Below are 13,823 nucleotides of genomic sequence, written 5' to 3' on the forward strand. Positions count from 1 at the left end.
AAAAGATTAAGGTTTTTTAGCTTAAGTAAAAAAGGCTTTTAGGTTATAATAAAGACAAAATTAGAATTTTAGGATAGATCTCAATGGATACAAAAAGACAATGCATGGCTTTAAAGGCTTCAGCAGGGAGTGGGAAGACTTTCGCTTTGAGCGTGCGGTTTTTGGCCCTATTGTTTAAGGGGGCTAATCCTAGCGAGATTTTAACGCTCACTTTCACTAAAAAAGCCACCGCCGAAATGAAAGAGCGTATTTTAGACTATTTAAAAATCTTGCAAAAAGAAAACCTTGAAAATGAAAAAGAAAAATCCCAAAATATCCTGAAAGAATTAGAAGAAAAATACCATTTAAAACCTGATTTAGTGCGAAACAGCGCTCCAAAAATCTACCAACGCTTTTTAAACGCTGAAGTGAGAATCAGCACCATTGATGCGTTTTTTCAAAGCATTTTAAGGAAATTTTGTTGGTTTGTGGGGTTGAGCGCGAATTTTGAAGTCAATGAAGACGCAGAAGCGCACCAGCAACAGCTTAATGAGGGTTTTTTGAGCGCTTTAAACAACGAACAGCTTGAAGAATTGAGCGCTTTTATCGCTCAATGCTTAAGTTATGATAATTACACAAGCGATTCTATTTTAGAGCGGTTGCGTTTTTTAAAAAACAAGCTCTATTTATTTGATCCTAATAAAAAAGAGCCTGCATTTGATGAAGAGGGTTTTTTAAAAAAATTAAGGGATTTAAACCACCAAATCCAAAACATAGAAACAGCGTCAAATGAGGCTAAAAAAGCCATTAAATGCGATAGTTTTAGGGGATTTTTAAACAGCTCTTTAACCTGGCTTGAAAAAAAGAGCGAATATCTCTATTTTAAAAAACTCAAAAATGAAATCCCTACTTTAGAGAGCGAATGCGAAGAGATTGAAAACGATTTAAAACGCTATTATGAAGCCAAAGAAACCGCAATATTTAAAAAATTCCCTAAATTCATCCAGCTTTATGATAACGCCACTTCTAAAATCCAAGCCCTAGATTTTGATGCGATTAAAGATAAAGTCCATGTCTTATTGAATGGTTATGAAGAAATGCCGGCAGAGTTTTTTTATTTCAGATTGGACAGCAAGATCGCGCACATATTGATTGATGAATTTCAAGACACGAGCTTGAACGATTATAAGATTTTAGCCCCTTTTATTGATGAGATTAAAGCCGGGATAGGGCAAGCAAAATGGCACAGGAGCGTGTTTTTTGTGGGCGATGTCAAGCAGAGCATTTATGCCTTTAGGGGGAGTTTTAGCTCCTTGTTTGAAAGCGTTTCTAAGGATTTTTACCACGATAATTTGGAATTCAACCACCGCAGTGCGCCTTTAATCATTAATTATGTGAACACCATCTTTAAAAAAGCTTATCAAAATTTCCCCACCGCTTACTTGGAGCAAAAATACCCTAAAACTTCCAACAATAAACATGCCACAGAGGGCTATGTTAAAGTCTCTTTAGTGGCTAATGAAAAGGAATTGTTATTAAATCAAGTCCTACAAGAAGCTCAAAACCTTTTAGAACACCATATTGATCCTAAAGACATTACCATTTTATGCGCCACCAATAAGGACGCTTTAGAGATCAAACGCCATTTGCAAGAGCGTTTGAGTGCAATCCACCCAAGCACGGAATCTAGCGCGAGATTGTCTCAATTTGTAGAGTCTAAAATCATTAAGAACGCTTTAGAATACGCTCTAGCCGAAGAACCTTACAAGCCCTTTTATAAGCACAGCGTTTTAAAACTCGCTGGATACTTGCATGATGATGTGATCGCTTTGCCTGGTTTTAACCCCAAAAAAGAGAGCGTGGCAGGCTTTGTGTGGAAGGTGATGGAATTGTTTGAGCTTTATGGAGAGTGCGCGCAAAGCTGTTTGGAGTTGGCTATTGGGTGCGAAGACACCAATGATTTTTTAGAAAAATTAGAGGCTAAATCGATCGCTTCTTTCAATGCAAAAGGCGCGCAGATCATGACCATTCATAAATCTAAAGGCATGCAATTCCCTTATGTGATCGTGTGCGAACGCTTGGGCAATCCTAAATCCAATCACTCCAATCAACTCCTTGAAGAATATAACGGCGCAGAGCTTACGTGCCTTTATTACAGAATGAAAAATCGTGAGGTCGTGGATAAAGATTACGCTAGGGCTTTAGACAAAGAAGAAGCGGCCAAAGATCATGAAGAAATTAATGTGTATTATGTCGCATTCACTAGGGCTGAGTTAGGGCTAATTGTCGTGGCCAAAGACAAAAAAGAAAGCAAAAAAGAAAGTAAAAAAGAAAGCAAAAACAAAACAATGCGCGAACAATTGGATCTTGCGCCTTTAGAAGAGGGAGAAATTATGCCGGTTGTTTCTCCTCAAAAAGAGCCTTTAATTACAAGCGCTCTCATCAAGCCCCATGCCTATGGCGAGCAAGTCCAAGAGATAGAAGAAGAGCCAGATAGCGATTATGAAAAGAATAACGACCAGGAAGCGATCAATTTTGGTATCGCTTTGCACAAGGGGTTAGAATACCAATACGCTTATAACATTCCTAAAAAAAGCGTTTTAGAATATTTAAACTACCATCATGGTTTTTATGGTTTGGATTACCAAGCGTTAGAAGAAAGTTTAGAGCTTTTTGAAAACGATGCAGAGATACAAGCTCTTTTTAAAAATCATGCCTTAAGGGGTGAAGTGGCTTTTTTATTCCAAGGGGTTGTGTCTAGGATTGATGTTTTGTTGTGGGATAGGGGGCAAAATTTGTATGTTTTAGATTATAAAAGCTCTCAAAATTACCAGCAAAGCCATAAGGCTCAAGTGTCTCATTACGCCGAGTTTTTGCGAACTCAAGCCCCCCATTTTAAGATACAAGCGGGCATTATTTACGCTCATAAAAGACTGCTTGAAAAATTATGGGTTTGAAAATAAAAATTTTAAGGTTGTCTATGAATCTCAAAAAAACAGAAAACGCGCTCAGTTTGACGCTTAAAAACTTCATTAAAAGCGAGTCTTTTGGAGGGATTTTCCTCTTTTTAAACGCTGTTTCAGCGATGGTGGTGGCTAATTCGTTTTTAAAAGAAAGTTATTTTGCGCTATGGCACACCCCTTTTGGGTTTCAAATAGGGGATTTTTTTATCGGCTTTAGTTTGCATAATTGGATTGATGATGTTTTAATGGCGTTATTTTTTTTAATGATAGGCTTAGAGATCAAGCGAGAATTGTTGTTTGGGGAGTTATCCAGTTTTAAAAAGGCTTCTTTTCCTGTGATTGCGGCTCTTGGGGGCATGATAGCTCCAGGGTTGATTTATTTTTTCCTTAACGCTGACACGCCTTCTCAACATGGTTTTGGGATCCCTATGGCGACGGATATTGCGTTCGCTTTAGGCGTGATCATGCTTTTAGGCAAGAGGGTGCCAACCGCTTTAAAGGTTTTTTTAATCACTCTAGCGGTGGCCGATGACTTGGGGGCTATTATCGTGATCGCGCTCTTTTATACCACGAATTTAAAATTCGCATGGCTTTTAGGGGCTTTAGGGGTGGTTCTTATCTTAGCGCTATTGAACCGCTTGAATACCCGCTCGCTTGTCCCTTACTTGCTTTTAGGGGTGTTGCTTTGGTTTTGCGTGCATCAAAGCGGTATCCATGCGACAATCGCTGCAGTGGTTCTAGCTTTTATGATACCGGTAAAAATCCCTAAAGATTCTAAAAATGTAGAGCTTTTGGAATTAGGCAAACGATACGCAGAGACGAGTTCAGGAGCGCTTTTGACCAAAGAGCAGCAAGAAATCTTGCATTCTATTGAAGAAAAAGCGAGCGCTTTACAAAGCCCCTTAGAAAGATTGGAGCATTTTTTAGCCCCCATTAGCGGGTATTTCATCATGCCCTTATTCGCGTTTGCAAACGCTGGGGTGAGCGTTGATTCTAGCATCAATTTAGAAGTGGATAAGGTGCTTTTAGGGGTCATTTTAGGGCTTTGTTTGGGCAAGCCTTTAGGGATTTTCTTAATCACTTTTATAAGCGAAAAGCTTAAAATCACCGCGCGCCCTAAAGGCATCAGCTGGTGGCATATTTTAGGGGCTGGGCTTTTAGCAGGGATTGGCTTTACCATGTCTATGTTTATTTCTAATCTGGCTTTCACGAGCGAGCATAAGGACGCTATGGAAGTGGCAAAAATTGCGATTTTACTCGGATCTTTGATTTCTGGGATCATAGGGGCTTTGTATTTATTCGCGCTAGATAAAAGAGCGGCTTTAAAGAAATAGCTAAAAATGCTATAATTTGAGATTAGAACATCTTTTAAGGAAATTAAATGGGACAAATTAGAGACATTCTAACAACGCTTTTACCCTTTGTGGTGTTGTTTCTTATTTTTTATTTTTTGATTGTTCGCCCGCAACGCCAGCAACAAAAAAAGCACAAAGAAATGATAGAGGGCTTGACTAAGGGCGATAAAATCGTTACTCAAGGAGGGCTGATTGTTGAGGTGCTTAAAGCGGAAGCGAATTTTTTTAGCGTGAAGCTCAATGATGACACCACCGCTAAACTTTCTAAAAACTATATAGCGTTCAAACTAGACGAAGAAACAACGCCAAACAGCAACTAATGAAACTTTTTAACCCTCGTTTAATCGTTTTTATCTTTGCGCTTCTTTTAGGGGTAGGGTTTTCTGTGCCTTCTTTGCTAGAAACTAAAGGCCCTAAAATCACTTTAGGTTTGGATTTAAGGGGGGGGTTGAACATGCTTTTAGGGGTGCAAACCGATGAAGCTTTAAAAAACAAGTATTTAAGCTTGGCATCCGCTTTAGAATACAACGCTAAAAAGCAAAATATCTTGCTTAAAGACATCAAATCCAGCCTAGAAGGGATCAGTTTTGAGCTTTTAGATGAAGATGAAGTGCAAAAATTAGACGCGCTTTTAGTGGAGTTGCAAGGCCATAGCCAGTTTGAAATCAAAAAAGAAGCGGAGTTTTATAGCGTGAAGCTCACCCCTTTAGAGCAAGAAGAATTGCGTAAAAACACGATTTTGCAAGTGATAGGGATCATTCGTAACCGCTTGGATCAATTTGGTTTGGCAGAGCCTGTAGTTATCCAGCAAGGTAAAGAAGAAATTTCGGTGCAATTGCCTGGCATTAAGACTTTAGAAGAAGAGCGGCGCGCTAAAGATTTGATTTCAAGATCCGCTCATTTGCAGATGATGGCAGTGGATGAAGAGCACAATAAAGATGCGATGAAAATGACGGATTTAGAGGCTCAAAAATTAGGCAGTGTGTTGTTGTCTGATGTGGAAATGGGGGGTAAAATCTTGCTCAAAGCGATCCCTATTTTAGATGGCGAAATGCTTACAGATGCGAAAGTGGTGTATGATCAAAACAACCAGCCGGTGGTGAGCTTCACGCTGGATGCGCAAGGGGCTAAGATTTTTGGGGATTTCTCAGGTGCGAATGTGGGCAAACGCATGGCGATCGTTTTAGACAATAAGGTTTATTCAGCCCCGGTGATCAGAGAGCGTATTGGCGGAGGGAGCGGGCAAATTAGCGGGAATTTTAGCGTGGCTCAAGCGAGCGATTTAGCGATCGCTTTAAGGAGTGGGGCGATGAGCGCGCCCATTCAGGTTTTAGAAAAAAGGATTATAGGCCCGAGTTTAGGGAAAGACAGCATTAAAACCTCCATTATCGCCCTCATTGGGGGTTTTATTTTGGTGATGGGCTTTATGGTGCTTTATTACTCTATGGCGGGAGTGATCGCTTGCATGGCGTTAGTGGTCAATCTTTTTTTGATTGTGGCGGTCATGGCGATTTTTGGAGCGACGCTGACTTTACCGGGAATGGCAGGGATTGTTTTAACCGTGGGGATTGCCGTGGATGCTAATATCATTATCAATGAGCGCATTAGAGAAGTTTTAAGAGAGAATGAGGGCATCGCTAAAGCGATCCATTTGGGCTATATCAATGCGAGTAGAGCGATTTTTGATTCCAATATCACTTCCTTGATCGCTTCGGTGTTGTTATACGCTTATGGCACAGGAGCGATTAAAGGCTTTGCTCTCACCACAGGCATTGGGATTTTAGCCTCTATCATCACCGCTATTATAGGCACGCAAGGGATTTATCAAGCCCTTTTACCTAAACTCACTCAAACAAAAAGCCTTTACTTTTGGTTTGGCGTGAATAAAAGAGCTTAGGAGGTTTTATGGAATTATTCAAACAAACTAGAATCTTAAGCTTCATGCGCTATTCCAATTATGGGGTGGTTGTTTCAGCGATCTTGGTGCTTCTGGCGTTGGGGCTTTTGTTTTTCAAAGGGTTTTCTTTAGGGATTGATTTTGCCGGGGGGAGTTTGGTGCAAGCGCGTTACACTCAAAACGCCCCCATTAAAGAAGTGCGCAATCTGTTTGAAAAAGAAGCTCGCTTTAAAGGCGTGCAAGTGAGCGAATTTGGCTCTAAAGAAGAGATTTTAATCAAATTCCCTTTTGTAGAAACGGCCGAAAATGAAGATTTGAACGCTATCGTGGCTAACATTCTAAAACCCAGTGGCGATTTTGAAATCCGTAAATTTGACACCGTGGGCCCTAGAGTGGGGAGCGAATTGAAAGAAAAGGGCATTTTGTCGCTGATTTTAGCGCTAATGGCGATCATGGTTTATGTGAGTTTCCGCTATGAATGGCGTTTCGCTTTAGCGAGTGTTATTGCGCTTGTGCATGATGTGATTTTAGTGGCAAGCTCGGTGATTGTTTTTAAGATTGATATGAATTTGGAAGTGATTGCGGCCTTGCTCACATTGATCGGGTATTCCATTAATGATACGATCATTATTTTTGACAGGATCAGAGAAGAGATGCTCTCTCAAAAAACCAAAAATGCCATTCAAGCCATTGATGAAGCCATTTCCAGCACGCTCACGCGCACGCTTTTAACTTCTTTAACCGTGTTTTTTGTGGTGTTGATTTTGTGTGTGTTTGGGAGTAAGATTATTATTGGCTTTTCATTGCCCATGCTAATAGGCACGATTGTAGGGACTTATAGCTCTATTTTCATTGCCCCTAAAGTAGCGTTATTGTTAGGCTTTGATATGGGTAAATATTATGAGAATGAGGCTAGAAAAATCAAAAAAGCTCAAGAGAAAGAAAAAATGCGCCGTTTGTATGAGGGCGGTCAAGTTTAAGGAGTTTCTATGGATTGGGGTCGAGTCATTCATGTGCTATTCAGCCTTATTTCTTTAACCACCATTGCAGGGTTTTTGTATGAGCCTAATACGGTGGTGTTGTTTGTAGCGTTAGCTTTAAACCTTATTTCTGTTACACTTAAAATTGGGGTGATCAAGCGTTTCGCTTCAGAGCTGTTAGCCAGCTCTTTAGCCACCGTGTTGCATCTCATACCGGCGTTTGTGTTTTTACAGATTTTAAACAATTTGGTTACAGCTTACATGCTCATGATTGGGGCGTTGATCAGTAACGCTTTCAGCCTCATCTTTTTGTTGGTTGAAAGCGTTGTAACGAGCGAAACGGATTAAGGGGTAGTTGATGGATTTTATCAATATAGAAAAAAAATGGCAAGAATTTTGGTGGAAAAATAAGAGTTTTGAGCCTAAAGACGATTTTAGTCTCCCTAAAAAATACATTTTGAGCATGCTGCCTTATCCTAGTGGGGAAATCCACATGGGGCATGTGCGCAACTACACCATTGGCGATGCGTTGGCGCGTTATTATCGTTTGCACCATTACAATGTGTTACACCCTATGGGGTTTGATTCTTTTGGGATGCCTGCAGAAAATGCGGCCATTAAGCATGGTATCCACCCTAAAACCTGGACTTATGAAAACATTGAAGCCATGCAAAAAGAGTTTGAAGCTTTAGGGTTTTCTTTTTCTAAAAACAGGGAATTTGCCACTTCAGATCCGGATTACACGAAATTTGAACAGCAATTTTTCATTGATTTGTGGGAAAAGGGGCTAATTTATCGCAAGAAAGCCATGCTCAATTGGTGCCCTAACGACAAAACCGTTTTAGCTAATGAGCAAGTCATTGATGGGAGGTGTTGGCGTTGCGATACGGAAGTCATTCAAAAAGAACTCTATCAATATTATTTGAAGATCACAAACTACGCTGAAGAATTGCTAAAAGACTTAGAGATTTTAGAAAACCATTGGCCTTCTCAAGTCCTAACCATGCAAAAAAACTGGATAGGGAAATCTAGCGGGTTGCAGTTTGGCTTTAAAATCGCTGATGAGTGCTTGAAAGCTTGCAATAACATTCAAGAAATTGAAGTTTTTACCACAAGAGCGGACACCATTTATGGCGTAACTTACATTGCAATCGCCCCAGAACACCCTTTAGTAGAGCATGCCATTAAGCGAGTGAGCCAAGAAGATTCAAAGATGATTAAAGCGATTTTGAACACGACTCAAAGAGAAAGATCTTTGGAGAAAAAAGGGGTGTTTTTAGGAATTTATGCTATCCACCCTTTAACGAAGCAAAAAATCCCTGTTTGGGTGGCTAATTTCGCCCTAGCTAATTATGGCTCTGGGGCGTTAATGGGCGTGCCAGCTTGCGATGAAAGGGATTTTGAATTCGCTAATCTGTATCATATCCCTATTAAAGTGATCACTCAAAGTTCTCAAAATTTGCCCCACACCAAAGAAGAGGTTTTAAAAAATAGCGGGGAGTGGAGCGATCTTTCTAGCTCAGTGGCCAGAGAGCAAATCATCGCTTATTTTGAAAAAGAAAACCTCGGTAAAAGGGTCATCAACTACCGCTTGCAAGATTGGGGAGTGAGCCGTCAAAGGTATTGGGGAGCGCCCATTCCTATGATTCATTGCAAGAATTGCGGGATTGTGCCTGAAACCCAACTGCCGGTAACTTTACCTGAAGACATTGTGATTGATGGGGAAGGCAATCCGTTAGAAAAGCATGCGAGCTGGAAATTCGCTCAATGCCCCAAATGCCACAAAGACGCTTTAAGAGAAACAGACACCATGGATACTTTCATTCAGTCTAGTTGGTATTTCTTGCGCTACACCACCCCCAAAAATCAGCGTGAAAATCAAGCGTTTGATCAAAATTACTTGAAGTATTTCATGCCGGTGGACACTTATATTGGCGGCATTGAACATGCGATTTTGCACTTGTTATACGCGCGCTTTTTCACTAAGGCTTTAAGGGATTTGGGCTATCTTCATTTAGATGAGCCTTTCAAACAGCTTATCACTCAAGGCATGGTCTTAAAAAATGGCGCTAAGATGAGCAAATCTAAAGGTAATGTCGTTAGCCCTAAAGAGATACTTAAAAAATACGGGGCTGATGCTGCAAGGCTTTTTATCCTTTTTGCTGCCCCACCGGCTAAAGAATTGGAATGGAATGACAGCGCTTTAGAGGGTGCGCACCGGTTTATCAAGCGCTTATACGATAAAGCGAACGCCATTACCCCTACCACTTCTAAGCCTGAATTTAAAGGAGTGGGCCTGAATGAAGCACAAAAACTAGCTCGTAAAAAAGTCTATGAAGCGTTAAAAAAATCGCATGAAATTTTCAATAAGGCTGAAAGCGCTTACGCGTTTAACACTTTGATCGCAAGTTGTATGGAGGCTTTAAACGCTTTGAGTGCGCAAAATAATGAGCAAATTTTATGCGAGGGTTATTTTGTGTTGTTGCAAATTTTAGAGCCTATTATCCCACACACCGCATGGGAGTTGAGTGAAAGGCTTTTTAAAAGAGAGAATTTTAAGCCTATAGCGATCGATGAAAACGCTTTGATGGAAGACTTTATGACTTTAGGGCTTACCATTAATGGCAAAAGGCGTGCGGAATTGAAAGTCAATATTAACGCCAGCAAAGAAGAAATTATTGTTTTGGCTAAAAAAGAATTAGAGAAATATTTAGAGAATGCGAGCGTTAAAAAAGAAATTTATGTGCCTAATAAGCTTGTTAATTTTGTTATCGCATGAGGGCTTTACTTTTTTTGATTTTATTGTTTTGGTTCAAGGGTTGTGGGTATAAGCCCATCGCCGCTTACGCTCAAAACGCTTTAGGTGATAGCGTGTATGTGAAGCTCATTGTGAATTTGCCTAACCCTGAAAACTCTGTAGAGTTTAAAGACTTGATGAATCGTTTGGTGGTGCAACGCTTCCAAAGCCGCTTAGCGAGTGAAAAAGATGCGGATTCCATTATTATCATAGAAATCACGAATGTAACCGATACGAGCATCACGCAAAATAAAGAAGGCTTTACGACTTTCTATCGTGCAACCGTGTCTGTGAATTACACCTATGATAATAAAAGAGGCACACAAAAGACTTTTCAAAATAGCGGGTATTACAACTACGCTGTGAATTTGCAAGACCCCCTTAACACCTACCAGAACCGCTATTACGCTATCAATCAGGCTGTGGAGCAAACTTTGACTAAATTCGTCGCGCAAATCGCTTATGAAGGGAAATTCAATAATGAAAAATAGCCCTAGATTGAAGGCGTTTTTAGAAACAAAGCCTAAAGAATACCATAAGTTTGACCCTAGCCGTTTCATTCAAATTTATAAAGATTTTAAAAACGCTTTTTTTGAGATTCAAGCGAAAGTCATTCATGTGGTAGGGACTAATGGCAAGGGCAGCACAGGGCGGTTTTTAACCCTTTTATTAGCCGATCAAAATTTTAAGGTGTTGCATTTCACCTCCCCTCATGTTTTTGAATTTAGGGAGCGCTTTTTTTTGAATGATTCTATTGTTAAAGAAAGCGTTTTAGAAAACGCCCACCAGCAATTGCAACCGCACGCTTTCAGCAGCGCTTGCTCGTATTTTGAATACGCTACCTTACTAGCTGTCATGCTCGCTAAAGATTGCGATTATTTGGTTTTAGAAGCAGGGCTTGGGGGGGAGTTTGACAGCACGAACGCATTAGAAAAAACCCTAAGCGTTTTCACCCCCATTGATTACGATCATAAGGAATTTTTAGGGGATAGTTTAGAAAGCATTGCGACTACTAAATTAAAAGCGATGGGCTCTCTTAGTATCATCGCTCCCCAACAAGAACTGGTTTTAAATATCGCTCAAAAAATCGCCAAAGAAAAACAGGCTCAATTGATTGTGGTTAAAAACGAGATTTCACAAGAAGTGAAAGCCTATATTGAACGCTACCATTTAGCCCATTTTTTAGCGATGAATTTAGAAGTGGCTCTAAAAGCGTTTGAAACGCTATTGCCATGCAATAAACAAGAAGTTTTACAACATCTAAAGCCTTTGGATTTAATCGGACGTTGCGAGCTTTTAAGCCCTAACATTTTAATAGATGTGGGGCATAACCCCCATAGCGCCAAAGCCTTAAAAGAAGAAATCAAACGCGTTTTTAATACTCCAATCATTTTGATTTATAATTGCTATCAAGATAAAGACGCTTTTTTGGTGCTAGAAATTTTAAAGCCTGTGGTTAAAAAGGTTTTGATTTTAGAATTGCATAATGAAAGAATTATCCAATTAGAAAAACTTAAAGGGATTTTAGAAACTTTAGGGTTAGAACACGCTTTGTTTGAAGAACTGAAAGAAAATGAAAATTATTTGGTGTATGGCTCATTTCTAGTAGCCAACGCTTTTTATGAACGCTATCAAAAGAAGAGGGATTGATGCCGCAAAACCAGCTTGTGATCACCATCATTGATGAATCAGGCTCTAAACAGCTCAAATTTTCTAAAAATTTAAAACGCAATCTCATCATTTCTGTTGTCATTTTTTTATTGATCGTGGGGCTTGGCGTAGGGTTTTTAAAATTTTTAATCGCTAAAATGGATACGATGACAAGCGAGAGGAATGCGGTTTTAAGGGATTTTAGGGATTTGTATCAAAAAAATTACACTTTGACAAAAGAGATTAAAAACAAGCGAGAAGAGCTTTTTATTGTGGGGCAAAAGATTCGCACAATAGAATCCTTGATTGAAGTCAAAAGAGGGGCTAATGGGGGCGTGCATCTTTATGATGAAGTGGATTTAGCAAATTTGAATTTGGCTCAAAAACATTTAGCGCTCATGCTCATTCCTAATGGCATGCCCCTAAAAACTTATAGCGCGATCAAACCCACCAAAGAAAGAAACCACCCCATTAAAAAAATTAAGGGCGTTGAATCCGGGATTGATTTTATCGCGCCATTAAACACGCCTGTTTATGCGAGTGCTGATGGGATTGTGGATTTTGTGAAGACCAATTCTAATGTGGGGTATGGGAACTTGGTGCGCATTGAACATGCGTTTGGTTTTAGCTCCATTTACACGCACTTAGATCATGTCAATGTGCAACCTAAAAGCTTTATCCAAAAAGGGCAGTTGATTGGCTATAGTGGGAAGAGCGGTAATAGCGGTGGCGAAAAATTGCATTATGAAGTGCGCTTTTTGGGTAAAATTTTAGACGCGCAAAAATTTCTGGCATGGGATTTGGATCATTTTCAAAGCGCTTTAGAAGAAAATAAATTTATTGAATGGAAGAATTTGTTTTGGGTTTTAGAAGACATTGTCCAGCTCCAAGAGCATGTGGATAAAGACGCGCTCATAAGCCAGTAAGGATTTTGGTGTTTTTAGACAGGCGTTTGATTGTGATGGTTACGGACTCTAAAGGGAGCCGTTACATTAATGTTCATATCTTATTCCGTCAAATTGGTTTGTATGCGCTTTTGAGCGTTGTGGGATCTTTATTGTTTTTAGGCATTTCGTTACTGGTTTTAAATAAAGAAATTAGAAATATTGAAAAGCAGCATGCTTTAATCACTAAAGAATTTGAGAAAAAAAGAGAGACTAATGAAAAGCTTTCCTTGCAAATGGATGAGTTTTTAGACGATTTGCAGCTTTCAGGGGAGCGCATCAACGATTTAGAAGAAGTGGTGGGAGTGAATAGGCCTGAAGAAGAAAAAGAAGAGGGTAATTTTTCCAGCCGCTTGGATGTCGCTGGGATTACCGGGCTTCAAAAAAGCTTTATCATGCGCCTTATCCCCAATGACTACCCGCTAGAATCCTATCGGCGCGTTTCAGCCGCCTTTAATAAAAGAATCCACCCTATTTTGCATGTGTTGCACAACCATACCGGGCTTGATTTAAGCACCGCTATTAACACCCCTGTGTATGCGAGCGCGAGCGGGGTAGTGGGGTTAGCGAGCAAGGGGTGGAATGGGGGTTATGGGAATTTGATTAAAGTTTTCCACCCTTTTGGCTTTAAAACCTACTACGCCCATTTGAATAAAATCGTCGTGAAAACGGGCGAATTTGTCAAAAAAGGTCAGTTGATTGGGTATAGTGGTAACACAGGAATGAGCACAGGGCCGCATTTGCATTATGAAGTGCGGTTTTTAGATCAACCCATAAACCCCATGAGTTTCACCAAATGGAACATGAAAAATTTTGAAGAAGTTTTCAATAAAGAAAGGAGCATCAGATGGCAATCTTTGATAACAATAATAAATCAGCTAATGCAAAAACAGGACCAGCGACTATCATCGCTCAAGGCACAAAAATAAAGGGGGAGCTTCATTTAGATTACCATTTGCATGTAGATGGCGAATTAGAAGGGGTGGTGCATTCTAAAAGCACGGTGGTGATCGGGCAAACCGGCTCAGTGGTGGGTGAGATTTTTGCTAATAAATTAGTGGTCAATGGCAAGTTTGCTGGCACGGTGGAAGCGGAAGTGGTAGAAATCATGCCTTTAGGGTGCCTTGATGGTAAGATCTCTAGCCAGGAGCTTGTGGTGGAAAGGAAGGGGATTTTGATTGGGGAAACTCGCCCTAAGAATATTCAAGGGGGGGCGTTGTTAATCAATGAGCAAGAAAAGAAAATTGAAAATAAATAG

12 protein-coding genes are annotated in these 13,823 nt (G+C 40.1%); all 12 read left to right on the forward strand.

The window, feature by feature from the left end:
* Positions 1 to 83: 83 nt before the first annotated feature.
* Genes EAL44_RS00595 through EAL44_RS00650 form a run of 12 tightly spaced genes read left to right on the forward strand, consistent with a single transcriptional unit; the run spans position 84 to position 13,823 of the window.
* Positions 84 to 2,936, forward strand: coding sequence for a RecB-like helicase (locus EAL44_RS00595; RefSeq protein WP_121073594.1), 2,853 nt, complete (start codon positions 84 to 86; stop codon positions 2,934 to 2,936).
* A 23-nt stretch (positions 2,937 to 2,959) separates the two neighbouring features.
* Positions 2,960 to 4,276, forward strand: coding sequence for a sodium/proton antiporter NhaA (gene nhaA / locus EAL44_RS00600; protein ID WP_121073597.1), 1,317 nt, complete (start codon positions 2,960 to 2,962; stop codon positions 4,274 to 4,276).
* A 47-nt stretch (positions 4,277 to 4,323) separates the two neighbouring features.
* Positions 4,324 to 4,617 (forward strand): preprotein translocase subunit YajC, encoded by a 294-nt coding sequence (gene yajC / locus EAL44_RS00605; RefSeq protein ID WP_121073600.1) that lies wholly within the window; start codon positions 4,324 to 4,326, stop codon positions 4,615 to 4,617.
* Complete coding sequence (gene secD, locus EAL44_RS00610; protein ID WP_121073603.1) at positions 4,617 to 6,194, forward strand: protein translocase subunit SecD; 1,578 nt, start codon at positions 4,617 to 4,619, stop codon at positions 6,192 to 6,194. Before yajC ends, secD begins: the two co-directional genes overlap by 1 nt.
* Before the next feature lie 8 nt (positions 6,195 to 6,202).
* Positions 6,203 to 7,174 carry a protein translocase subunit SecF gene (secF, locus tag EAL44_RS00615; RefSeq protein ID WP_121073605.1) on the forward strand — a complete coding sequence of 324 codons (972 nt, stop codon included), beginning with the start codon at positions 6,203 to 6,205 and terminating at the stop codon, positions 7,172 to 7,174.
* 9 nt (positions 7,175 to 7,183) lie between these two features.
* Positions 7,184 to 7,522 carry a DUF6394 family protein gene (locus EAL44_RS00620; RefSeq protein ID WP_121073607.1) on the forward strand — a complete coding sequence of 113 codons (339 nt, stop codon included), beginning with the start codon at positions 7,184 to 7,186 and terminating at the stop codon, positions 7,520 to 7,522.
* Between the two features lie 10 nt (positions 7,523 to 7,532).
* Positions 7,533 to 9,953 (forward strand): leucine--tRNA ligase, encoded by a 2,421-nt coding sequence (leuS, locus tag EAL44_RS00625; RefSeq protein ID WP_121073610.1) that lies wholly within the window; start codon positions 7,533 to 7,535, stop codon positions 9,951 to 9,953.
* Positions 9,950 to 10,462 (forward strand): LPS assembly lipoprotein LptE, encoded by a 513-nt coding sequence (gene lptE / locus EAL44_RS00630; protein WP_121073613.1) that lies wholly within the window; start codon positions 9,950 to 9,952, stop codon positions 10,460 to 10,462. The genes leuS and lptE overlap by 4 nt, the downstream gene beginning before the upstream one ends.
* The gene (locus tag EAL44_RS00635) at positions 10,452 to 11,621 is read left to right on the forward strand and encodes a bifunctional folylpolyglutamate synthase/dihydrofolate synthase (protein WP_121073616.1); all 1,170 of its coding nucleotides are present in this window, start codon (positions 10,452 to 10,454) and stop codon (positions 11,619 to 11,621) included. Before lptE ends, EAL44_RS00635 begins: the two co-directional genes overlap by 11 nt.
* Positions 11,621 to 12,547: a M23B family cell shape-determining DD-metalloendopeptidase Csd2 gene (gene csd2, locus EAL44_RS00640; RefSeq protein WP_121073619.1), complete on the forward strand. Its 927-nt coding sequence runs from the start codon at positions 11,621 to 11,623 to the stop codon at positions 12,545 to 12,547. Before EAL44_RS00635 ends, csd2 begins: the two co-directional genes overlap by 1 nt.
* Positions 12,548 to 12,555: 8 nt before the next feature.
* Positions 12,556 to 13,494, forward strand: coding sequence for a peptidoglycan DD-metalloendopeptidase Csd1 (csd1, locus tag EAL44_RS00645; RefSeq protein WP_121073622.1), 939 nt, complete (start codon positions 12,556 to 12,558; stop codon positions 13,492 to 13,494).
* Positions 13,495 to 13,520: 26 nt separating this feature from the next.
* The gene (locus EAL44_RS00650) at positions 13,521 to 13,823 is read left to right on the forward strand and encodes a bactofilin family protein (protein ID WP_240448867.1); all 303 of its coding nucleotides are present in this window, start codon (positions 13,521 to 13,523) and stop codon (positions 13,821 to 13,823) included.

This window comes from Helicobacter pylori (assembly GCF_003637685.1).
In the GTDB taxonomy this organism is placed as follows: domain Bacteria; phylum Campylobacterota; class Campylobacteria; order Campylobacterales; family Helicobacteraceae; genus Helicobacter; species Helicobacter pylori_CJ.